This is a genomic window from Nocardiopsis eucommiae, from assembly GCF_965344335.1.
GTDB lineage: Bacteria > Actinomycetota > Actinomycetes > Streptosporangiales > Streptosporangiaceae > Nocardiopsis > Nocardiopsis eucommiae.
In genome coordinates this window covers 1-21987 of sequence record NZ_CBDRIY010000054.1, presented here as the reverse complement: position 1 = coordinate 21987, position 21987 = coordinate 1, and the positions used below count along the sequence as shown (strand labels likewise).

General features: G+C 71.5%; 15 protein-coding genes and 1 riboswitch. Of the genes, 5 read left to right on the top strand and 10 right to left on the bottom strand.

The window, feature by feature from the left end; translation table 11 throughout:
• Window positions 1–38 precede the first annotated feature (38 nt).
• Window positions 39–440: a roadblock/LC7 domain-containing protein gene (locus ACRWK8_RS24650; RefSeq protein WP_049567543.1), complete on the bottom strand. Its 402-nt coding sequence runs from the start codon at window positions 438–440 to the stop codon at window positions 39–41.
• Between the two features lie 232 nt (window positions 441–672).
• Window positions 673–3924, bottom strand: coding sequence for a sensor histidine kinase (locus ACRWK8_RS24645; protein WP_431873030.1), 3252 nt, complete (start codon window positions 3922–3924; stop codon window positions 673–675).
• Window positions 3925–4502: 578 nt separating this feature from the next.
• Between ACRWK8_RS24645 and ACRWK8_RS24640 the strand changes: the two genes are divergently transcribed.
• Window positions 4503–5771 (top strand): D-alanyl-D-alanine carboxypeptidase family protein, encoded by a 1269-nt coding sequence (locus ACRWK8_RS24640; protein ID WP_378741244.1) that lies wholly within the window; start codon window positions 4503–4505, stop codon window positions 5769–5771.
• A gap of 21 nt (window positions 5772–5792) precedes the next feature.
• On the opposite strand, the gene ACRWK8_RS24635 is transcribed toward ACRWK8_RS24640, so the two are convergent.
• The 7 genes from ACRWK8_RS24635 to ACRWK8_RS24605 form a co-directional block, all read right to left on the bottom strand.
• On the bottom strand, window positions 5793–6458 hold the full coding sequence (locus ACRWK8_RS24635) for a hypothetical protein (protein WP_431873025.1): 666 nt from the start codon (window positions 6456–6458) through the stop codon (window positions 5793–5795).
• Between the two features lie 94 nt (window positions 6459–6552).
• Window positions 6553–6777 (bottom strand): hypothetical protein, encoded by a 225-nt coding sequence (locus ACRWK8_RS24630; protein WP_378741240.1) that lies wholly within the window; start codon window positions 6775–6777, stop codon window positions 6553–6555.
• A gap of 108 nt (window positions 6778–6885) precedes the next feature.
• Window positions 6886–7917, bottom strand: coding sequence for a LacI family DNA-binding transcriptional regulator (locus ACRWK8_RS24625; RefSeq protein WP_378741238.1), 1032 nt, complete (start codon window positions 7915–7917; stop codon window positions 6886–6888).
• 145 nt (window positions 7918–8062) lie between these two features.
• Entirely contained in the window at window positions 8063–9460 is a 1398-nt protein-coding gene (locus tag ACRWK8_RS24620; RefSeq protein WP_431873024.1) for a GH1 family beta-glucosidase, read from the bottom strand.
• 368 nt (window positions 9461–9828) lie between these two features.
• The gene (locus ACRWK8_RS24615; RefSeq protein ID WP_378741234.1) at window positions 9829–10683 is read right to left on the bottom strand and encodes a MetQ/NlpA family ABC transporter substrate-binding protein; all 855 of its coding nucleotides are present in this window, start codon (window positions 10681–10683) and stop codon (window positions 9829–9831) included.
• Between the two features lie 68 nt (window positions 10684–10751).
• Entirely contained in the window at window positions 10752–11483 is a 732-nt protein-coding gene (locus tag ACRWK8_RS24610; RefSeq protein WP_378741232.1) for a methionine ABC transporter permease, read from the bottom strand.
• Window positions 11480–12436: a methionine ABC transporter ATP-binding protein gene (locus ACRWK8_RS24605; protein WP_378741568.1), complete on the bottom strand. Its 957-nt coding sequence runs from the start codon at window positions 12434–12436 to the stop codon at window positions 11480–11482. Before ACRWK8_RS24605 ends, ACRWK8_RS24610 begins: the two co-directional genes overlap by 4 nt.
• A gap of 703 nt (window positions 12437–13139) precedes the next feature.
• On the opposite strand from ACRWK8_RS24605, the gene ACRWK8_RS24600 reads away from it, so the two are divergent.
• Window positions 13140–14225 carry a coiled-coil domain-containing protein gene (locus tag ACRWK8_RS24600; protein ID WP_378741565.1) on the top strand — a complete coding sequence of 362 codons (1086 nt, stop codon included), beginning with the start codon at window positions 13140–13142 and terminating at the stop codon, window positions 14223–14225.
• 601 nt (window positions 14226–14826) lie between these two features.
• Entirely contained in the window at window positions 14827–15858 is a 1032-nt protein-coding gene (locus tag ACRWK8_RS24595) for a DUF3558 domain-containing protein (RefSeq protein ID WP_431873023.1), read from the top strand.
• Between the two features lie 84 nt (window positions 15859–15942).
• Here ACRWK8_RS24595 and metE read toward each other — a convergent pair whose 3' ends face one another.
• Window positions 15943–18219 (bottom strand): 5-methyltetrahydropteroyltriglutamate--homocysteine S-methyltransferase, encoded by a 2277-nt coding sequence (gene metE, locus ACRWK8_RS24590; RefSeq protein WP_378741228.1) that lies wholly within the window; start codon window positions 18217–18219, stop codon window positions 15943–15945.
• Between the two features lie 155 nt (window positions 18220–18374).
• Window positions 18375–18582: riboswitch (cobalamin riboswitch) on the bottom strand.
• 223 nt (window positions 18583–18805) lie between these two features.
• On the opposite strand from metE, the gene ACRWK8_RS24585 reads away from it, so the two are divergent.
• Window positions 18806–20329 (top strand): polysaccharide deacetylase family protein, encoded by a 1524-nt coding sequence (locus tag ACRWK8_RS24585; protein ID WP_431873029.1) that lies wholly within the window; start codon window positions 18806–18808, stop codon window positions 20327–20329.
• Between the two features lie 120 nt (window positions 20330–20449).
• Window positions 20450–21982, top strand: a complete 1533-nt coding sequence (locus tag ACRWK8_RS24580) for a polysaccharide deacetylase family protein (RefSeq protein ID WP_431873022.1) — start codon at window positions 20450–20452, stop codon at window positions 21980–21982.
• Window positions 21983–21987: the final 5 nt, after the last annotated feature.

Here is a 21987-nt window from a genome sequence, read left to right as displayed (position 1 = left end):
ACTGTGAGGTGCCACCACTTCCTCCTGTCGGTGGTGGATCAGTGGATTCCCGAGGTGCGCGCCGTTGGTGTCAGCGCCCGCCCCGCCCGCTCGACGAGCAGGGTCATCTCGTACGCGACCAGACCGAGGTCACTCTCGGCCGCCGCGAGGACGGCGAGACAGGAGCCGTCGCTGATGGCCATGATGAGCATCAGCCCCCGCTCCATCTCGACGACGGTCTGGGCGACCGCTCCACCCTCGAACACCCGGGCCGCGCCCTGCGTCAGGCTGGACAGACCAGAGGCGATCGCCGCCAGCTGGTCGGCCCGGTCGGTCGGGAAGCCCGCGGACGAAGCCAACGGAAGGCCGTCAGAGGAGACGACGATCGCGTGGGCGACATCGGGTACCCGGTCGGCAAAGTCAGTGATCAACCAGTTGAGTTCATTCACCTGTCGACTCATCTGATCTCCTGTCCAAGTTCGCCGGTCGATCTGTGGGCACTGCTACCGCCGGCACGGCATGTGACAGCACTGCCTTTGCGAACCACCCGGCCCCTCCCGTGGGGGTGACCGGGAGTCTGGTGTTCCGCTCTCGTCAAGCGATGGGTGTGGTGCGTCCGAGAAGCTCGGTAGATGCTATTGCATCCGGCTTCCCGGGCTGTGAGGGACCCCGTCCCACCACTGGCCACTTGGGTCACTCCTCTGTCGAACTGTCGCCGAGCCGGTTCCGACCGTCCCGGACGCCCTTCTGGAAGCCCGAGAAGCGGTTGCGGACACGGTCCGCGCTTCGGGTGGGCATCTGCTTGAAGTTCTCCGGCTTGGGTGCGGTACCAGGAACAAGGTTTGCCTTGGGAACCCGTTTTGGCAAGCCCGAGGTGGTCAGACCTCCCGCTTGCGGCTCGGCCGCGGTGCGTGCGGCCTTCCAGCCGCGGTCCGCCGCCGAGCTCCACTCCTGGTCGGAGCGGGGGTTGGCCGCGGGCTGCTGCTGAGCGGCGTCCCTGCGCGTGCGCTGGGGCTCCGGTGCTTCCTGGGGCGCCGGAGGCACCTGCTGGATCGGTCCGGTCTCGGTGGTGTCCACGGTGGGACCGCCGGTCCGGCGCTTGAACCAGTTGGACTCGATCGCGTCGAAGATCGGCAGCGAGTCGGCGTCCTCACCGGACGGCGCCGCCGGGACGACGGTGTTGTTCGGGCCCTGGGCACCACCGTAGCGGCGTGACAGGTAGGCCGTGGAACCGTAGCCCTCCCGCGAGTCGCCCCCGCCGCGCCAGTTGCCCGTGGTGTGGGGTTCGGGCTGCTGGGGCTGCTGGGGCTGCGCCGGAGCCTGGTGGGGCTGCTGGGCGCCGGAGTCCCAGGAGGAGATCGCCGGGAAGGTCTCGGTGCTGTCGTCGCCGCGCGCCGGTGCCGCCGGGGTCTCTGGCCTGCCGGATTCGACGGATCCCGAGCCGAAGGCCCCGCTCCGGTGGGTCCCGGTGCCGAAGGCGTCGTAGGAGTCCGTGCTCCGGCTTCCGGGCTCGGCGGACCGCCCGAAGGCGCCCGTGTCCGAGGCGGGGCGACCGAAGCCGCCCGTGTCGGTGGGCCGACGGAAGGAGCCGGTGTCCGGGGCGCTGAACGACCCCGTGTCCGCGCCGTTGCGGGGGGCCGGGTCGAACAGGCTGCGACCGGTGGTCTCCTCCTGCTTCGGCTCCTCCTCAGGCACGTCGTAGGGGTCCACGACCGGGTTGGCGTTGTCGGTCAGACCGCTGTTGGGCGACAGGCCCTCGGTGCGGTTGGGCGCCTCCCAGACCGAGCCGGTGCTGGTGGTGTTCCACAGGTCCTGGCCGCTGGGCGGGTGCTCCTCCGGCCGACCGCCGACGGGCTTGCGCTTGGGCAGACCGCCCAGGTCGCCTCCGAGGTCACCGGCCTCCTGGCTGTTCCAGGGGTCGCCCGGTTCCTCGGCCGCGGGGCTGGCGGCGAAGGCCGCCTCGGCCTCGGCGAAGGTGTCGGGGGCACCGGCGGAGAGCTCGGGGCGACTGTCGACCCCGCCCAGGGCGTGCTGGCCCTCCACCGGGGTGATGAGCAGGTCCGGCGGGAAGACGACGCTGGCGGTGGTACCGCCGCCGTGCGCCTCCTTGAGGCTCATGCGGATGCCGTGGCGGTGTGCCAGGCGCGAGACCACGAACAGACCCATGCGGCGCGAGACCGCGACGTCGATGACCGGCGGCGCGGCCAGGCGGGCGTTGACCGCCGCCAGGTCCTCCGGGGCCATGCCGATGCCGCTGTCGGTCACGTCGACCTGCACGGAGCCGTTGTCCATGATCTTGGCGCTGACCAGCACCTCGGTGTCGTGCGGGGAGAACGAGGTGGCGTTCTCCACCAGCTCCGCGACGAGGTGGATGACGTCGTTGACCGGGCGGCCGAGCACCGAGATGTGGGAGGGGGCGCGCACGTTGACGCGCTCGTACTGCTCGACCTCGGAGACGGCGCCTCGGAGGACGTCGACCAGCGGGACGGGCTGGGCCCACTTGCGGGTGTTGTCCTGTCCGGACAGGACCAGCAGGTTCTCGTTGTTGCGCCGCATGCGCGTGGCGAGGTGGTCCAGCTGGAAGAGGTCGGAGAGGCGGTCGGAGTCCTGCTCGGACTGCTCCAGACCGTCGATCAGGCGCAGCTGCCGCTCCACCAGGGTCTGGCTTCGGCGGGAGAGGTTGACGAACATCGCGTTGACGTTGCTGCGCAGCCCGGCCTCGTCGGAGGCCAGGGTCAGGGCGACGCGGTGGACGTCGTCGAAGGCGCGGGCGACCTCACCGATCTCGTCGTGGGTGTGCACCTCGATGGGCGTCACCTTGACGGACTCGGGGACCGTCCCGGCCTCCTGCATCCGGTTGATCGCCTCGGGCAGGTCGCGTTCCGCGACGCGGCGGGCGCCGTCCTCCAGGGTGCGCAGCGGGCGCACCAGGGAGCGGACCACGAGGGAGGTCAGGATGAAGACCGCCAGGAGCACGCCCGCGACGATGATGAGGTCCATGATCGTGCGGACCAGGGCCTGGCCGCGCAGATCGTTGGCGTCGGCGGCGATGCCCTCGGCGAGACTGGTCTCGACCGTATTGAGGCGCTCCAGGGCCGTGTCCGCGATGGCCGCGTAGTCCTCGGGGCCGTCGTTGGGCGTGACGTTGGTCAGGGGGTCGCCACGGTCGGCGCGGTACATGACGCGCATACGCATGGTGGAGACCTGGCTGACCTCCAGGCCGGTGAAGTTCTCGTCGAAGACCGCGCGCTGCTGGGGCGAGGCGGCCTGGATGAAGTTCGAGATCTCGTTCTCGTAGCGGGCCCGGCTGGAGTCGATGGCCTCGGAGATACCGCCGGTCATCGTGTTGCGGGCCAGGGAGTGGCCCATCAGCGCCGTCTCGTAGGAGAGCTGGTCTCGGGCGTTCGACAGCGCGGTGAGGGCGCGGACGGCCTCACGGAGCTCGGTGTCGTTGGTCTCGTCCGCGATGGTCTGGTTGAAGTCGGAGAGCGACCGGGCGATGGTCCGGTACTTCGTCACGACGGGCAGGACCGTGATGCGGGTGGAGTCGACCTCGGTGCGCAGCGACTCCAGTGTGGAGAGCTGGCTGCGCATCGCCGCGAGGCGGGTCTGTGCCAGGTCTCCGTCCATCGTGCCCATGTCGTCCAGACGGGCGTTCAGGGTGCTCTGGAGGTCGAGTGTGGCGGCCCGCTCGGTCTCCATCTCCTGGCGGAGGTCGTCGGACCGACGGTCCGGGTCCGCGTTGTCGGAGATGTAGACGGCGCTGGCCGTGCGCTCGCGGCCCAGCTGGTTGGCCAGGTCCACGATGAGGACGCCCACCTGGGCGCGGTCCTCGATGTGCGCGTGGGTGACGGTGGAGACCGAGGCCTCGTAGACCCGCAGTCCGCCGAGCGCTAGCGCGACGGCGGTCGGGATGACGATGAGGGCCACCAGTCGGGAGCGCACCCGCCAGTTACGTGGCCGCCACCAGTTGGATCTGCGCCGGGGCTTGGCATCGGCGTTGTCGGCCTGCGCTGCCTCGCTCTGAGCGCTGGCCCCGCTTTTCGTCGCTCGTGTCGACACGGACCCTCGCAACCTTTCGTGTCACCGCCTCGAACGGCTGTTGAACCCAGGGATCGGACCGCTCCAGACCGGAAGGTCGGCATGACCACAGTGGTCCACCAGAAGCAGGAAGCAGTGGGAATGTGGGGAGATGTGAAGACTGTCCGCCGGACTCGCCTGGGAGGAGAGGCGCCGCGCACCGACACTGTCGTGGTGCGCGTGCGGTGCATAGCGTACCAATGGGCGAGAAGGGCTCGCTTCGGGCGATTGATGCCCATCAAGCAAGATCATCGGACGCCAACCGTGGCCGTAATCCCCTCCCTGTCCGCATTAGGGCCAATCCCCCAGGTCAGACCGGGCGACCGAAAACCGGCCGGACATTGAGGTAACTATTTGGACACACCGCCAGCATCCACCTCCGCGCCGCCCCTCCGTGACATCGTGGCTGTCACGTATACGCAGGCCCTGAGGGGGAGGCGGAAATGCGCACCTCGTCGCGCCCCGGTTCGAGCACCCAGAGTCACCCACGCATCGCCCACGGCACTTCTCCCAGTTCACAGAAGAATCCTCCGTTTCGCCGCTTTTCGGTCCACACACTGCTCCCACTGAGCACGGCGCTGCTGTTCTCCCTCACCTGTGCGGCCCCCGGCTCCGCCGACGTCACCGACTCCGGCCCGGGGGAGCTGGACCGACTGCGCGTGGAGCTGGCGACGGCGCGCGCGGAGGTCGCCGCCCTCCAGGAGAGCGCCGCCGAGAGGATCCGGGCCTACGAGGAGGAGAGCGCCCGGCTGGACGAGCTCAGCGCTGAGCGCGAGGCCGCCGACTCCCGGGCGGAGGCTGCGGACCTGCGCCACGAGGGCACCCGGCTGGGCGCGGCCCGCCAGGCCGCCAGCGCCTACAAGGGCGCGGACCTGAGCCTCATGCGGGCCTGGATCGGCCCCGAGGGGCCCGCACACGCACTGGAGCGCGGCGCCTACCTCACGCTGTTCGGGGAGCACCGCTCCGCCGACCTCTCCCGCGCCCGGGCCTCCCAGGTCGCCACCGACACCCTGGCCGAGGCGGCGGAGTCCGCTGAGCAGGATCAGGCCGAGGCCACCGAGGCGGCGGACACCGCGCGTGAGACGGCCATCGAGGCCATCGAGGCCCAGCAGGGGCGGACCGAGAAGCTCCTGGAGCAGCAGACGCGGCTGGAGGACGCCCTGGCCGGCACCCGGGACCCCGGGGACGAGGAGGCGCGCCGCAAGGCGGCTCTGGCCGACGCCCGGGAGGCCGTCGGCGGAACCGAGGGCGCCGGGGCCGGTTCCCCCGGCGGGGCGGACGCGGCGGCGGGCGGTCCCGGCGGCTGCGCGGGCGGCGGTACGTCGGACGTCGAGAACGGGAGGGTGCCGGACACGTCGCTGTGCCCGCTGCCGCAGCCCGGCGAGCGGCTGAGGGCCGACGCGGCCGCCGCGTTCATCGAGCTCGACGGTGAATTCCGGTCAGAGTTCGGCCGCCCGATGTGCGTGACCGATTCCTACCGCCCGTATCACGAGCAGGTCCGGCTCTTCCAGGAGATGCTGCCCGGGATGGCCGCCCGGCCCGGCACCAGCGCGCACGGTCTGGGCGTCGCCGTGGACCTGTGCGGCGGCGTGCACGAACTCGGGACCCCCGAGCACCGGTGGATGCTCGACCACGCGCCGGAGCACGGATGGGAGAACCCGGAGTGGGCCCGGGACGGGTTCGAGCCCTGGCACTGGGAGTACACCCCCTGACCCGGGGCCCGACCGAACCGCTCAGACCTGGGAACCGACCCTGACCTCGTAGGTGCCCAGTTCCCCGGCGTCCACGAAGAGCTCCTCGTCCGCCTCCAGCACGGGGGTGGCGACGGGCAGCAGAGCGCGGATCCGGCCCGGCCCCGACACCAGCCAGTCGTGGTCGGGCTCGACCCGGCCGTGCCCGTTCTCCTCGTCGTCCACCGAGGTGCTGAGCTCCAGCACGTCGCCGGACAGCTCGTCGGAGGTGGTCAGGACGGGCCCCAGGATCAGCTCCACGGGCTCGCCCGCCTCGTCCAGCCACAGACAGGCCGGGGTGTAGGCGCTCGCGTGCCCCGATCCCCCGGCCAGGGCGGCCACGCCCACCCGGGCGGACCGGGCCTCGGGCGCCACGGGGTCGTCGACTCCCCGCACCAGTTCGGGGCCGATCGCGTACTCGCGCTCGCCCACGAGCACCGGCACCGGCCCGGTGGGCAGGACCGGGGCGCACATACGCGCCTCGGGTTCGACGATGATCTCGATCGCGCCGTCCACGGCCCGCTGGTGCGCGGCCGCCAGGGCGTCGTCGCCGCCCTCCAGCAGCTCACCGAGGCTCCGGCCCCCGGGGCTGCCCATCACGTCACCGTCGTCCAGCGCGCCCACGCGCGCACCGCCACCGCTCGGTGACAGGTAGGTGACCCAGCGCACAGTTCCTCCACGTTCGGTTCACGAGCTCCGTACGGGCTCGCCGTCGGGGCGCCCCTCGGTACGGGGCGCGGGGGGCGGCCCCCGATGGCACGGGTCAGGAGGCGGCAGTCGACCCGTGCTCCTTGCCGGTCCCGGCGCACCCACGGCACGGCTCGTCGACCCGGTGCCAGACGACCAGCCCGTTGACCTCCCGGTGGGGCCGCTCCGGCCGCCACCACCCCGTCCCGGCGCAGAACCGGCAGAGGTCGCCGTTCCGGTCGCACCAACCGCACGCGGAGATCGCGCACCTGGTGTGGGTCGGTTCCCGCGTCGACTTCATGTGCCCCCGCCGTCCTCCGCGAAATCGCGACCAGCCTCGCACAGGCGGCACACGCGAGTCCAGCGGCCACGGGCGCGAAAGTGCCGGTGAGCGGGGCCGCGCCGGGGGTCAGGCGGAGTCGCGCACCACCAACCGGGTGTCGAGGAGGATGGTCTCGGCCTCCGCCGTGCGCGGGATCGCGACGTCCACGAGCAGCCGGGCCATCTCCTGGCCCATCTGGACCGTGGGCTGGTGGACGGTGGTCAGCGACGGGTCGCTGTGCCGCGCCATGAGGGTGTCGTCGAAACCGACCAGGGCGACGTCCCCGGGCACGCTGAGGCCGCGTTCCCGGAGCGCGCGGATGGCGCCGACGGCCATCATGTCGGAGGCGGCGAAGACCGCGTCGGGCTCGCCTCCCTGGTCCAGCAGGCGGGCCATGGCCTCGGCACCGCCCTCCACACTGAAGTCGCCCTGGACCACCAGGCGCTCGTCCACCTCGCGACCGGCGGCGGCCATGCCCTCGCGGTAGCCCCGCAGGCGTTCCACACCGGCGTTCATGTCCTGCGGGCCGGTGATGGTGGCGATCCTGGCGTACCCGGAGTCCAGGAGGTGGCGGGTGGCCACCCGAGCTCCGTCGAGGTTGTCGATGTCGACGCAGAACGGCGCGGGCTGGGCCTCGGAGTACGGGCGGCCGCCGTGCACCACCGGCACGCCGGACTCGGCCAGGCGGGAGGTGAGGGGGTCGTCCCGGTGCAGCGACACCAGGAGGGCACCGTCCACGTGCGAGCCGCTGAGGTACTCGCCCACGCGCTTGTGCTCGGCCTCGCCCCGGGCGGTGGTGAGCATGAGCTGGAGGTCCCGCTCGTGCAGAACCGAGCTGACCCCCCGGATGATGTCCGCGAAGAAGGGGTCCGCGAACAGGCGGTCCCTCGCCTCGGAGACGACCAGGGCGATCGTGTCCGTGCGGCGCGTGACCAGGGTCCGGGCCGCCTGGTTGGGGCTGTACCCGAGCTCGGCGATCGCGGCGTGTACGGCCTCACGGGTCCGGGGGCTGACCTGGGACGACCCGTTGATCACCCGGGACACGGTGCCGCGGCCGACCCCGGCCCGTTCCGCCACCATCTCCAGGGTCGGCCGCTGCCGACCGCCACTCTTGGCCACTTGTGGGCTCCTTGGACGTCGTGCCGCCGGTCGCCCGGGCGGCGGTTGTGTGTGCGGTCGGGCACGGGTCGACCACGTGAGCGTTCGTGCGGCGTCCGTCCGTACGACGGCACCCCACGAACGCTCACGGTCCGCCACCGGTGGTCTACCGCTCGGGGAACCGTCCGGTCCTGGCCAGCTCCGCGTACCAGTGCCCGGTGTCCTTGACCACGCGTTCCTGCGTCTCGTAGTCCACGTGGACGATCCCGAACCGGCGGGAGTATCCCCATGCCCACTCGAAATTATCCAGAAGTGACCAGGCGAAGTAACCGCGCAACGGTACCCCGGCGTGGATGGCCTCCCTCGCGGCCCGCAGGTGGCCCTCGTAGTAGTCGGTGCGGTCGGGGTCGTGGACGGCGCCGTCCTCGCTGACGGTGTCCTCGAACGCGCAGCCGTTCTCGGTCACGTACAGGTCGACGCCGCCGCTCTCGCCCGCCAGGCGTTGGAGGACGTCGTACAGACCGGTGGGGTCGATCTCCCAGCCCATGTGGGTGACGGGGAGCCCCTGGGACACGTGGACCTCGTCGGGGCCCGCGCCCAGCCACGCGTCGCCGTCGCCGCTGACCAGGGCGGGGTCGATGCCCTCGGCCGAGCCCGCGACGAACTCGGGCGAGTAGTAGTTGACCCCGAGGAAGTCCAGGGGCGTGGAGATCGTCTTGAGGTCGCCGTCCAGCACGAACGAGAAGTCGCTGACGTCCGCGAGGTCGGCCACCACGTCCGCCGGGTAGGCGCCCTTGAGCAGGGGGTCGGTGAAGATGCGGTTGCGCACCCCGTCCGCGCGGCGCGCGGCCCGGGCGTCGGCGGCGTTGGCGCCGTGCGGCCGGATGACCGCCTGGTTGTGCGCCAGGCCGACCTTGGAGGGGTGGCCGGTGGAGCGGATCGCCTCGGCCGCCAGACCGTGCCCGAGCAGCAGGTGGTGGGTCGCGGCCAGGGCGGCGGCGGGGTCCTTGCGGCCCGGGGCGTGGTGGCCGTTCTCGTAGCCGAGGAAGGCGGCGCACCAGGGCTCGTTGATGGTCATCCAGTGGGTGACCCGGTCACCGAGCGCCTCGGCGACCACCCGTGAGTAGTCGGCGAACCGGTACGCGGTGTCCCGGACGGGCCAGCCTCCGGCATCCTCCAGGGGCTGGGGCAGGTCCCAGTGGTACAGGGTGGCCCAGGGTTGGACGCCCGCTTCGAGGAGGCTGTCGACCAGGCGGTCGTAGAAGTCGAGCCCGGCCTGGTTGACGGGGCCGGTGCCGTCGGGGACGACACGCGGCCAGGCGACCGAGAAGCGGTAGGCGCCGAGGTTGAGCCGTCGCATGAGCGCGACGTCCTCGGCGTAGCGGTGGTAGTGGTCGTCGGCGGGGTCACCGGTGTCCCCGTTGAGGACCTTGCCGGGGGTCTCGGCGAAGGTGTCCCAGATGCTGCGGCCTCGGCCGTCGGCGGTGGTGGCGCCCTCGATCTGGAAGGAGGCGGTCGCCGCCCCCCAGAGGAAGCCTTCGGGGAAGTCGTTGGGGTTGCTCACTGCTTCGGTACGCACCTTCCGTGGCGGGTGGACGTCGTTGGGAGCGCTCCCATTCACCGAAGCAGACGCCCTGTCGCGAGTCAACGGAGTGACGCCTCCCCGAGATTCAACCGTTACCGTCCGTCCCGTACGGCGGAGGGCCCCGGTGGGAGTCCCACCGGGGCCCTCTGGGAGAGCGGGAGACCCTAGTCCGTGTTTTGTGGATCATTCCGCGCTCGCGTTGCCAGGCTGCCTCTCGCCGCGCCGATGAAGCTCGGACAGCCAACCCCGGGCTGCCTCTCGCTCCTCGTCTTGCGAGAGATGGCCTGGCGGCCGCTCGCATCGATGGCGGCTCCGCCGCCACCGGCGAAAGCATCCACAAACACGGCCTAGTCCGTGCCCGGCCCGACCGGGATGACGATCCCCTGCCAGCGCTCCTCCATGAAGTCGCGCACCTCCTGGCTGTGAAGGAGGTCGTTGAGGCGGACCAGGTCCTCGGACCCCACGTCCTCCGAACGCACCACCAGTCCGTTGGCGTACGGGTTGTCCTCGGTCTCCTCCCAGGCCAGCGCGTTGGCGGTCTCGGTGAGGTTCGCCTCCAGGGCGTAGTTGCCGTTGACCACGGCCGCGTCCACGTCCTGGAGGGAGCGCGGCAGCTGGGCCGCCTCCACCGGGGTGATCGTGACGTCCGACGGGTTGTCCTCGATGTCGGACTCCGTGGCCTGGCCGTCCGTGTCGTCGGCCAGGGTGATCACGTCCTGCTCGGCGAGCAGGCGCATGGCACGGTCCATGTTCGAGGCGTCGTTGGGCACGGCGATGCTCGCGCCCTCGGGGAGGTCGTCGAGGTCCGTGAGGCTCTCGGAGTACAGGCCGAAGGCCTCCAGGTGCACGTCGGCCACGTAGGACAGGTCCGTGTCCGGATTGCCCTCCAGGTACTCCTCGAGGAAGGGCACCGTCTGGTAGTAGTTCGCGTCGAGCTCGCCCTCGGCCAGGGCCGCATTCGGCTGGTTGTAGTCGGTGTACTCGACGACTTCGATCGCCAGTCCGGCGTCGGCCGCCAGCTCGTCGTTGACGAACTCCAGGATCTCCGCGTGCGGCAGCGGGGTGGCGCCGACCCGCAGGGTCACGACGCCCTCCTCCCCGCCGTCGTCGGCCGCCCGCTCGCTGGGGCTCCCGCACCCCGCCAGGAGGACCGCCGCGGCGCCGGCCACGGCGACCCCCCGAAGCACGTTCGTCCCTGTCATCGCTGTCTCCTTGCGGTCGGTTCCGGTCAACTCTGGAGGGGGGCGAGGGGTGTGTCGGGGGGCGGGGGTCAGCGCCGGGACAGCCTGCGCACAAGCAGGTCACCCAGGCTCTGCGCGACCTGCACGATGACGATCAGCAGGATCACGGTGGCCCACAGGTAGTGGTCGTTGAAGCGCTGGTAGCCCTCGCGGATGGCGAGGTCGCCCAGGCCTCCGCCGCCGATGGCACCGGCCATCGCGGAGTACGAGATGAGCGTGACCACGGTCATCACCAGACCCGCGATCAGGCCGGGCATGGCCTCGGGCAGCATCACCTTGCCCACGATCGTGAACTTGCGGGTGCCCATCGCGTGCGCGGCCTCGATCACCCCGCGGTCCACCTCGCGCAGGGAGGTCTCCACCAGGCGGGCGAAGAACGGGATGGCGCCGATGCTCAGCGGGACGATCGCGGCCGTGGGGCCCAGGGTCGTGCCGACCAGGAAGCGGGTGAGTGACAGCACCGCCACCATGAGGACGATGAAGGGCAGGGAACGGCCGACGTTGACGATCGCGCTGAGCACGGCGCGCACCGCGGGGGCCGGAACGAGGCCGCCCCGGTCGGTGGCGACCAGCAGCACGCCCAGCGGCAGGCCGACCAGGACGCTGAAGACGGTCGCCCACCACACCATGTAGATGGTGTCCTGGGTGCCGAGCCACAGGCTGGGCCACATGTCGGGCCAGTCGGCGACGAAGTCGGTGATGGCGGTGAGAGCGTTCCCCTCCTGCGCGAGGACGAGGACGTCGGCGGGGTTGATGGTCACTTTCCGGCCTCCTCGACCAGCAGGCCGTGCTCGGACAGGTAGCTGAGCGCCTCACGGCGGCGCTCCCCGCGCATGTCGACGCTGAGGCGTCCCACCGACTGTCCGGCGACCTGCTCCACACCGCCGCCGAGGATGTTCACGTCCACGTCGAAGCGGCGGGTGAGTTCGGACATGAAGGGCTCGTCGAAGGAGCGCGGGTAGGTGATGACCACGCTCTCGGGGCCGCCGTTGTCCGGCAGGGGGAAGAGGGAGCGCGCCAGCAGGGACCCCGGGGTGCCGATGAGGTCCAGTACGCGGCCGGACTCGAGGAACGCGCCGTCCTCCATGATCGCGGCGGAGTCGCAGATCCGCTTGATCACGTCCATCTCGTGGGTGATCAGCAGGATGGTCAGGCCCAGCTCGTCGCGCAGGCGGCGCAGCAGGGACAGGATCGAGTCGGTGGTGGCCGGGTCCAGGGCGGAGGTGGCCTCGTCGCTCAGCAGGACGTGGGGGTCGGAGGCCAGGGCGCGGGCGATGCCCACGCGCTGCTTCTGCCCGCCCGAGAGCTGGGAGGGGTAGGCGCGCGCCTTGTCGCCCAGGCCCACCAGCTCCAGGAGCTCACCCACCCGGGTGGCACGCTTGGCGCGGGAGACCCCGGCGACCTCCAGGGGGAAGCCGACGTTGCCCGCGACCGTACGGGAGGAGAGCAGGGCGAAGTGCTGGTGCACCATGCCGATCCCCCGCCGGGCCGCGCGCAGACGGGCACCGCGCAGGGAGGTGAGTTCCTCCTCCCCCACGCGCACGCTGCCGCTGTCGGGGCGTTCCAACAGGTTCACCGAGCGCAGGAGGGTGCTCTTTCCGGCACCGCTCTGGCCCACGACCCCGAAGATCTCGCCGGACTCGACATGCAGGTCCACCCCGTTGAGGGCGTGCACCTGGCGTTTCTTCAACCTGTAGGTCTTGTGTAGACCCACTGCGTCAATCACGGTTTTCCCATCGACGTCTGGCGGTGGTGTCCCTGAGGCCGCTCGCGGACACGGGAGCGCTCTGGACTCAGCGTGGGGTTGACGCCCACACCCGAGCGTACGAAGCGCTCACCTGGCGGGCGGCGGCGACGCGCCGGTACGTCCGGCGGCCGCGGGAGCGTGGAGGACGGCCCCGGGGAGGCGGCTCCGGCGCGGGGCGCCGGGCGCGGCTCGGTGGCGGAGGTGGCTAACGGGGCATGCGACAGCGGCCGCCGGGCAGCGGAACGCACCGCCGGGTGGTGTCCGCCATGGTGACGGGGGTCGCTTTGCCGTGCTCAGGAGCCTTCACGGCACCAACTCAACCATGCCCGGCCGGGTTGGTTCAGCAAAACACTTGGCCTGAATATGGTTATTTACAACACATCGAGGCTTTTGTTGGAGTGACGTCCGATCCACTCCCACCCGAAGGTCCTCGTGAGTGCCTACACTCATTACCGTCCCGTGACTCTCCCTTGGCGCACACGCGCCGTGAGCACCGAGGGCCGCCGCAGCCCCACGGCCGCCGCGCCCGCCCGGGAACGACGAGCAGACGCACCCACAGCGCCCCGTGCCCGCAGGGGGACGCGCGTGGGCCCGAGGAGCGACCACCGTGCAGTTCGAGGACTTCGAGGACACAGCGCAGACCGCAGACACAGTGCGCCCCACCGGCGCGGTGGGGTTCGGCCGTCCACGGCCCACCGGCGACGAGCACGCCGACTTCTGGGCGCCCGACCCCCCGGCCCGCAGCCGGGCCGAGGCCTTCGCCGACCTCGCGGAGGGCGCACGCGCGCTGTCCGCCGTGGCGGGGTCCCGTCTGTCCCGCCTCCTGCCCTCCCGTGGTGTCCGGGTCACCGCGCTGTCCCTCTCCCTGTGCGCCGCCACGGCCGTGGTCGCCCTGCCCGCCTCCGCCGCCCCGACCCCGCCACGGGAGCCGGAGAGCATGAGCGACCTCAAGTCCCGGGCCGAGACCCTCACCGAGGAGTACGAGGGCGAGCTGCGCGACATGGAGGCGGTGATGGAGGAGGCCGAACGGGCCGAGGGCCGCGCCGAGGCCACCCGTGAGGAGGTGAGCGAGGCCCGTGACCAGGTGGTCTCCCTGGCCGTGGCCACCTACACCAGCAGCGGGATCGACCCGTCCATGTCGCTGTTCGTGGAGGCGGAGCCGGACGAGGTCATCGACCGTGCCGTGGTGATCGACTACCTGACCACCACCAACCAGGAGAAGATCGACCACCTGAACCAGGCGCTCTCCCGTGACGAGGTGGCCCAGGAGAACGCCCAGGAGCGCCTGGACGCGGCCTCGGACGACCTCACCGAACTGGAGGACCGCAGGTCGGAGGTGCACGTCCTGATCGCGGACCACCCGAGCCAGCCCATGCAGCCGCACAACAGCATCACCCCGCGCACCGAGCAGATGCGGGACCTGGTGATCGAGAAGTTCGGGCGCGGGGACGACGTGGGCGGGGTCGGGTGCTACCGGCCGGACGGCGGCTTCGTGGTCGGTGAGCACCCCAAGGGCCGGGCCTGCGACTTCATGCTCGACCCGAACGGCGGCATGCCCAGCGAGGAGGAGATCGAACGCGGCTGGGAGATCTCGGAGTGGGCCATGGAGAACGCCGACGACCTGGGGATCATGTACGTCATCTACCGCCAGCAGATCTGGGACGTGAGACGCGGTGACGAGGGCTGGCGGGCGATGTCCGACCGGGGCAACATGACCGAGAACCACTTCGACCACGTGCACATCTCGATGTTCTGACGCTGGTCGGCCGGTGGGGCGCGTGCTCCCACTGGCCACTTCCGGCCACGGGCGCCTCACCAAGCACACCGGCGGGCGCCCGGAACGGTCACGCAGGTCGCCGGTGGTTTCCGCGCCCACGCCTGACGGGACCAAGGACCCGAATTCCGACACGCCCCTTACCCGAGTTCCGATCGCTCTGTCCATGGGTGGACATCACGATCAAGTCACGCAAATGACGAGCTGGTGTGTCAGAAGCACGAAACGATGACGATTCACCCTCCTACCCCAGGTCCGGCCTGCCGCGTTGACACCGGTCAGGGCTAAGATGCAAGGCGTCCCGACCCTGACCTGCGGGGAACCGACCCGCTGGCTCCACACGCGGCGGTCGGCGCCCCGTCGGAACCGGGGACCTCCTCACGACACGGGGAACTCCCGCCCACGCCCGTCCGCTCTCGCCCGCGGTCACGGCGTACGAGGCGGGCCCACCTCCCCCACGGTTCCCCGTGCTGTCATCCACCCGGCGATCAGCCGGTGGCCACCACGGGAACTCGTGAGAACCCACGGGCGCGAACGCGCGCCTCACACAAGACGGTCACCACATCACCGGGCGAGGGGAGCCATGAGCGAAAACGGACCTTACAACCAGCCGCCGCAGAATCCTTACGGTGGCGGGGACGGCACCGGAGGACAGCCGCCCTACGGCCCGCCGCAGGGGAACCCCTACGGTGACGCCGCCACCGGCGGTCAGCCCGGCTACGGCCAGGGCCCCTACCCGGGCGCACCCGGCCCCGACCAGGGCATGTACGCGGGCGGCCAGCCGCCCTACGGCCCCGGCCCCGGCGGTCCCGTCGGCCCGGTGGGCCCCGGTGGGTACCCGCCCGCGCAGCCGCCTCAGGGCGGCGGGGGCAGCAAGGCCGGTCTCTGGGTGGTCATCGGCGGCGGCGTGGTCATCGTCGTCCTCGTGATCGCCGTGGTCGTCATGCTCGTCACCAACGGCAACGACGGCGGGGAGATCGCCTCCGGTCCCGACGAGTCATCGGAGGTCGTGGAGGAGGAGCCCGCGGAGGAGGAGCCGGTCGAGGAGGAGACCCCCGCCTCGAACGGCGCCCTCGGCGACCCGCCCCACGCCCTGCCCACCGAGCCCTGCGAGGCCTTCACCGACCAGGTGCAGACGGACTTCGTCCTCCGCGACAGCGGCAGCAAGTACGTCTCCGACAACACGTCGAGCTGCTCCAACCTCGGTGACCTCCCGGACAGCAGTCCCACCGAGGGCTTCGGCTCGCTGGAGGTGGGCTTCAAGCTGCCCTACAGCGCCAGCGACTCCCCGGAGGCCGCCTCCGAGGACATCGAGTACACGCTGGAGCGCGTCCGTGGCGGCGCCGAGTCGGACCGCTACGACGCCGACGACGTCGAGGTGGACGAGGAGTTGGAGATCGGGAGCGAGGCGTACCTGGTCATCACCAAGACCGACCTGCTCGGGGACAAGCTTCCCGAGGCCAGCCTGCTGCTGCGTCAGGACAACCTGATCATCTCGGTGACCTACTACCTCGACACCACCTCGGGTGATCACGAGGACCTCGCCCTGCCGGACAACACCCAGGACATCATGGTCAACGCCGCCAACGAGGCGCTGGCCATCGTCGGGGGCTGACCCGTGCGGGCCGTGTGTCGGCCCGGGCACCGAAGGGGGCCGCGGCATCGCCGCGGCCCCCTTCCTCGTGTTCCGCCCCCGTCGTCAGGCGAGGTCGGCGCGGACCCGGCGGGCCGCCTCGACCATGTTGCGCAGCGCCTGCTCGGCCTCCGCGTAGCCACGGGTCTTCAGACCGCAGTCCGGGTTGACCCAGAGGTTCCCGGCGTCCACGTGCGTCGCCGCCAGCCGCAGTGAGGCCTCGATCTCCTCGACCGAGGGCACCCGGGGCGAGTGGATGTCGTACACGCCGGGTCCGATGCCCCGCTTGTAGCCGCGCGCGCCCAGGGCCTCCACGAGCTCCATGCGCGAGCGGGCCGCCTCGACGCTGGTGACGTCGGCGTCCAGCGCCTCGATGCCGCCGACGATCTGGTTGAACTCCGAGTAGCACATGTGCGTGTGGATGGTGGTGCTCGCCGCCACCCCGGACGTCGCCAGGCGGAAGGAGTTCACCGCCCAGTCCAGGTAGGCCTGGCGCTGCTCCTCGCGCAGGGGCAGCAGCTCACGCAGGGCCGCCTCGTCCACCTGGATGTGACGGATGCCCGCGCGCTCCAGGTCCGCGACCTCGTCCCGCAGGGCCAGACCCACCTGGCGGGCGGTCTCGCCGAGCGGCTGGTCGGTACGGACGAACGACCAGGCGAGCATGGTGACGGGGCCGGTCAGCATGCCCTTGACCGGCTTGTCGGTGCGCGACTGGGCGTAGGTGATCCACTCGACCGTCATCGGCTCGGGGCGCGAGACGTCACCGAACAGGATCGGCGGGCGCACGCAGCGCGAACCGTAGGACTGCACCCACCCGCGCTCGGTGGTGGCGTAGCCCTCCAACTGCTCGGCGAAGTACTGCACCATGTCGTTGCGCTCGGGCTCGCCGTGGACGAGGACGTCCAGGCCGATCTCCTCCTGGAGCGCGATGACGCGGTCGATCTCCGAGCGCAGGGTCCGCTCGTACTCCTCGGTCGACAGCTCGCCCCTGCGGTGCGCGGCGCGGGCACGGCGCAGCTCGGGAGTCTGCGGGAAGGAGCCGATGGTGGTCGTGGTCAGGGTGACGTCGGTGGGAGCGCCACGGTCCTCGGGCCGCTCGTAGGCGTCCTGCCCCAGGGCGTCCAGGCGGGCGCGCACACGGGCGTCGGTGAACGACGGGTTGCCGGTGGCGGCCGCGTCGAAGGCGGCGTCCTCGCCCTCGGTGAGGACACGGCCGAGCAGGGCCACCTCCTCGGCCTTCTGCTTGGCGAAGGCCAGCGCGGCACGCAGCTCGGGGGCGAGCGAGGTCTCCGCGTCGAGGTCGATCGGCACGTGCAGCAGCGAGCAGGAGGTGCTCACGGTCAGCTCGTCGGTGAGGGCGAGCAGCGTGCCCAGCTCCGCCACGGCGGCGGGCAGGTCCGTCCGCCACACGTTGCGGCCGTCGACGACGCCCGCGACCAGGCGTGTGGAGCCGAGGCCGGAGACCGCGGCGAGGTCCTCGACGCCCTCGGCGTCGGTGACCAGGTCGAGGCCGACCGCCTCCACCGGGGAGTCCTTGAGGACCCGCAGGGCGGCGGCGCCGATGGAGCCGAAGTAGGTGGAGACCAGGAGGGAGGGGCGGTCGGTGAGGGCACCCAGGCGCTGGTAGACGCGCTCCAGGTGACCGACGGCCGAGCGGCCGTCGTCCGTGGCCAGGATCGGCTCGTCGAGCTGGACCTCGGTGGCGCCGGCGGCCCTGAGGTCGGACAGCAGGCGGGCGTAGGCGTCCAGGAGCTGGTCGAGGAGCTCGATCGGCTCCCAGCCCTCGGGGGCGTCGTCGGCCGCCTTGGCCAGCAGGAGGAAGGTCAGCGGACCGACCAGCACGGGACGGGTCCTGAACCCGGCCTCGGAGGCCTCGCGGAACTCGGTTACGGGCTTGTCACCGACCAGGCGCGGCCGGGTGCTCGGGGAGAGCTCGGGGACGAGGTAGTGGTAGTTGGTGTCGAACCACTTGGTCATCTCCAGGGGCGGAGCGCCCTGCTCGCCCCGGGCGAGCGCGAAGTAGCGGCGCAGCTGCTCGTCCCGGTCCCCGGCCTGGGCCGGGGAGGGGAAGCGGGAGGGCACGAGGTCGAACAGGACCGCCGTGTCCAGCACCTGGTCGTAGAAGGAGAAGGTGTTGGACGGCAGGTCGTCCACGCCCGCCTCCCGCAGCTGGGCGTAGACGCCCAGGCGGAGTTCGGAGGCGACGGCGTCGAGTTCGGCGGCGGTGGTGCCGCCCTTCCAGTAGGACTCGCTGGCGCGCTTGAGTTCGCGGTCGGGGCCGATGCGCGGATAACCGTGCACGGTGGAACGCACGGACGGCCGGGCGGCCGGGGTGCTGGGCATGGAGCTTCTCTCCCTCGTCGAAAGCCGGGTACCGGCCGCGAGGCGAACGAAGGCGCGGACACGCCGAGGGAGCGCCTACGGCGCTCGGCTGTCTCCGCCCTCGGCCCTCCCTCGGGGCACGGGACCACCGGCGGCACGGGTGCGCCGCCGGGTGGAGGCAGGTCTTCGGACTCGTGGGCGTCTCCGGCGTCTCCGCCGGGTTCCTACTGGTCGCCGCTTCCCAGTTTCCGACTTTTCCGGTCGGATCACCAGTGCTTGTGGCGACGTTCGTTCCCACTCACCGCTGCGGGGCAGTCCCGGACTCGCACCGGGTTCCCTCTCTCGACACGCAACGCCCGCCCCGGAAGGCTTCCGGGGTGACCAAGGGTGGAGCGTGTACCTTCCACGGCTGCAAGTATAGGGAGCGCCCCCTCCGCCCATGCACCCGGCGTGGCCCTCGGCCACTCGGCGTGAACCCGTGCCGGGTTCGCGGCATCACAACCGACAATCAGCGTTACGTGGGGGAGCGCTCCCCCTCCTCCCCCACGAACGTTCGTCAGACGATGAACGTGGAGAACCACAGGTGAAGCAGCAAGACCGGCAGACCATGGCTCCCGACCGACCCCTTGTCACGGTCGCGATCGCGATGGTCGTCCTGCTGGGGCTGGTGCTGTCGGCGTCCCGACCCGTCGGACTGTTGGAGGACAGTGCCCTGGCGGGCGACGGCGAGCAGTCAGCCGGGGACGGACCCCCGGCCACCGGCGAACCCGACCAACTGACCACGGTCACCCCCGACGCGGTCCCCGGAACGGAGGAGATCACCCTCGCCCACGAGGGGGACGCGGACGTCTCCGTCACCTACCCGTCCATCCCGAACGCCGAGCCGCTGTCGGACTTCCTGGAACGGACCCTCAGCGCCCAGGCGCGGGCCTTCGAGGCGGCCGTCCCCGGCGCACGCACGTTCCACGGGGAGTGGGGGCTGACCGCGGCCGACGACGGGATCGTGGGCGTGCGGATGACCACCACCGAGACGGACTCCGAGGAGACGCGCGAGGGACACAGCACCTACTGGTACGAGACCGACACCGGCGCGGTCCACGGTTCGAGCCACCTCCTCGCCGGGCAGGCGGAGCTGACCGACCTGAACGAGCGGGTGCGTGAGGCGGTGTCCGACACCGACGCCGTTCCCTCGGCGCTGCACCCGATCAGTTCGCTCTACGACTCCGTGGGATTCAACCCGGACGGCGACCTCGTGGTCGAGTTCGACGCGGGCCAGGTCGCCCCGGCCGACGCGGGCCGTGTGCACGCGGTGCTGCCCCGGGACGAGGCCGAGACGCTGCTCTCCGACCTCGGGCTGCGGGTCCGCGACGCGGCGACCACGGGGGTGCGCGAGTTCTCCATCGACGAGGCTCCCGAGGCGGACAAGGACGGCTCGGTCCCGGCGGCGCCCGGCGTGCTGGCCCCGCGTGACGACTCGGTCGACTGTTCCGCGCCCGACACCACGTGTGTGGCGCTCACCTACGACGACGGCCCGGGCGGACGCACCCCGGAGCTGCTGGACGCCCTGGCCGCGCACGATGCCAAGGCCACGTTCTTCGTCACCGGCCTCCCGGTCAGGGAGCACCCGTGGGTGGTACGCCGCACCTACGCCGAGGGGCACGAGGTGGCCAACCACACCCTGGACCACCCCGACCTGACGGAGCTCTCGGCGGGCGGGGTCCGCGAGAACCTGGAGGCGACGCAGGCGCTGGTGCACCGGGAGACCGGCTACACGATGGACCTGATGCGACCGCCGTACGGGGTGACCGACGGCACGGTCGCGGAGGTGACGGCGGAGCTCGGGCTGGCGCAGATCCTGTGGAGCGTGGACACCAACGACTGGCGGGACCGCAAGGCGAAGGTGGTGCGCGAGCGCGCGCTGGACGGCGCGTCCGACGGCGCCATCATCCTGATGCACGACATCCACCCCACCACCATCGACGCGTCGATCGACGTCATCCGTGAACTGGACGAACGCGGGTACTCCATGGTCACGGTGTCCCAGCTGCTCGGCACCACCGAGCCGGGCCGCACCTACGTCGACGGCGTGCCCGAGGAGGCTCCGGAGGAGTCCCCGAGCGACACGGAGTGACCCGACCCGAGCCCCGGTCCCGGACCGCTGTCCACATGTGGACAGCGTCGGAGGGGCCGGGGTGCCGTCCCCTATGTTGCTCCCAGCAGCCGTGAGGAGCAGGGACGAGGGAGTCGGGTTTTGGCGTCGAGGAGAGTTGGGCCGGGCCGGACCGTTCCCCCGCCCCGCCCGGTCCGGGCACACCCGTTCCGGGCGGGGGTCGCGCTTCTGCTGGCCCTCCCGCTCGCCGCGTGCGGGACCGGGACGACGGGCGTGGACGGAGGTGACCCGCTGCGGCTCACCGTGTTGGCCGACGCGGCCGGGGACGGTGTCGGGGAGTGGCGGGGCGACGCCGGTGACTTCACCGGCCACCCGTACGAGCCCGAGGGCGTGGAGGTCAGCGTCGCCTACCCGGAGTTCGAGGGGGCCGGGGACTTCGCTGAGGGTCTGGCCGCGCGGGTCGACCAGGAGGTCCGTGACTTCCGTGCCGGGACCCGCGATCCGGTGCGGCTGGACGTCGCCTGGGAGCTGGTCGCCGCCGGGGACGGGGTCCTCGGGGTCCGGCTGGTCAGGACCGAGGAGGACATGCACGGCCTGCGGGAGGGCCACGCGACGTACTGGTACGACGCCCGGGAGCGCTCCGTGTCCTCCTCCACCGAGCTGCTGCGCGGGCAGGAGGAGCTGGTCCGACTCAACGCCCTCGCGCGCGAGGAACTGGCCGACGACGAGCACGTGGACCCCGACGCCCTGCACCCCGTCCTGAGGACCTACGACTCGATCGGGTTCAACTCCTCGGGGGACCTGGTGGTCGAGTTCGACGACGGCCACCTGTCACCGATCGTCGACGGGCACGTCCCCGACAGTTCCCCCGGTCGCAGGGCCGTGGTGGTCGAGCACGAGCGGGCCGCTCCCCTGCTCTCGGACCTGGGCGCACGCGCCCGGGAGGCCGCACTGGTGGAGGAGCCCGACCTGGAACTGCCCCCGGGCAGGCCGGACGACGCCGAGGTCGGGCCGCCGCCCGGAGTGGTCAACGCCGGTGACCCCGGGGTGGACTGCCAGGACGGCGAGACCAGGTGCGTGGCCCTGACCTTCGACGACGGCCCGGTGGAGGCCACTCCGCGCCTGCTGGACCTCCTCGCCGAGGAGGAGGTCACCGCCTCGTTCTTCCTCAACGGCGGACCGGCCCTGACCCGGCCGAGCGTGCTGCGGCGCGCCTACGCCGAGGGGCACGAGATCGCCAGTCACGGCGACGAACACGAGCACATGAACCGGATGGACCCCGATCGGCTGGCCGCGCAGACCGCCGCGGTGAGCGCGATGGTCCGCAGACAGACCGGCTTCACCGTCGAGCAGTTCCGACCGCCCTTCGGTGCCACCAACGACGCCGTCCACGAGGAGATCGCCGCGCAGGGCATGGCGGAGGTCGCCTGGACGGTCGACAGCCGGGACTGGGAGGGGCACGGGCGGGAGGAGATCGTGGAGACCGTGCTGGACGGGGTCGAGCCGGGCGCGGTGGTACTACTGCACGACCCCCGACCGGCCACGCTCGCGGCGGTCCCCGAGATCGTCGAACGGCTCCGCGAGAAGGACTACGTGTTCGTCACCAGCAGCCAGGCGCTCGGCGGCACGGAACCCGGCAAGGTCTACCCGCCCGACTGGGACGGCGACTGGTAGCGGAC

Coding starts and splice junctions, on each gene's coding strand:
- ACRWK8_RS24640 (WP_378741244.1), top strand. CDS start 4,503: ATGCGCACCTCGTCGCGCCCCGGTTCGAGCACCCAGAGTCACCCACGC.
- ACRWK8_RS24595 (WP_431873023.1), top strand. CDS start 14,827: ATGAGCGAAAACGGACCTTACAACCAGCCGCCGCAGAATCCTTACGGT.
- ACRWK8_RS24585 (WP_431873029.1), top strand. CDS start 18,806: ATGGCTCCCGACCGACCCCTTGTCACGGTCGCGATCGCGATGGTCGTC.
- ACRWK8_RS24650 (WP_049567543.1), bottom strand. CDS start 440: ATGAGTCGACAGGTGAATGAACTCAACTGGTTGATCACTGACTTTGCC.
- metE (WP_378741228.1), bottom strand. CDS start 18,219: ATGCCCAGCACCCCGGCCGCCCGGCCGTCCGTGCGTTCCACCGTGCAC.
- ACRWK8_RS24615 (WP_378741234.1), bottom strand. CDS start 10,683: ATGACAGGGACGAACGTGCTTCGGGGGGTCGCCGTGGCCGGCGCCGCG.
- ACRWK8_RS24630 (WP_378741240.1), bottom strand. CDS start 6,777: ATGAAGTCGACGCGGGAACCGACCCACACCAGGTGCGCGATCTCCGCG.